The organism is Sedimentibacter sp. B4, from assembly GCF_000309315.1.
Classification (GTDB): Bacteria; Bacillota; Clostridia; order Tissierellales; family Sedimentibacteraceae; genus Sedimentibacter; species Sedimentibacter saalensis.
Genome location: NZ_CANG01001063.1, coordinates 1 through 374 on the forward strand (window position 1 = coordinate 1; position 374 = coordinate 374).

Genomic DNA, 374 nt, shown 5'->3' on the forward strand with positions numbered 1-374 from the left:
TGTCTTTCCTGCGCCTTTCTTTGGCGACCCCATTTCCAGACGAAGGAATACTTCCGTGTTTACCGATGTCGCAACCCGACACGTCCAGACCCCATCCACCACGACCACTCCCCTGGCCGGATTCCTCGACCGCGTTGCGCTCCGCTTCGGCGTAGCGCTGGTCGAATGGGCCGGCCACGCGGAGGCCCCGAGGTTGCTCGGCTCCAGCGCCGTCAGGCTCGCGAGGAGCAGCTCCGCGACCGGGCCCGGCAGCAGGCCGAGTTCGAGCGCGAGCAGCTCCGCCTGGACAGCAACCGGTTGTTCTTCAACCAGGTCACGCTGTACCGGAACCTGCAGTGATCCGCGACCGCGCCGGTCCGTCGCCGCAGGACGTA

Annotated in this window: 1 protein-coding gene; it reads right to left on the reverse strand. The window is 66.6% G+C overall.

Annotation, left to right across the window (positions count from 1 at the left end):
- On the reverse strand, nucleotides 1-374 hold a 374-nt coding region (locus BN358_RS28135; RefSeq protein WP_040584268.1), incomplete at both ends, for a hypothetical protein.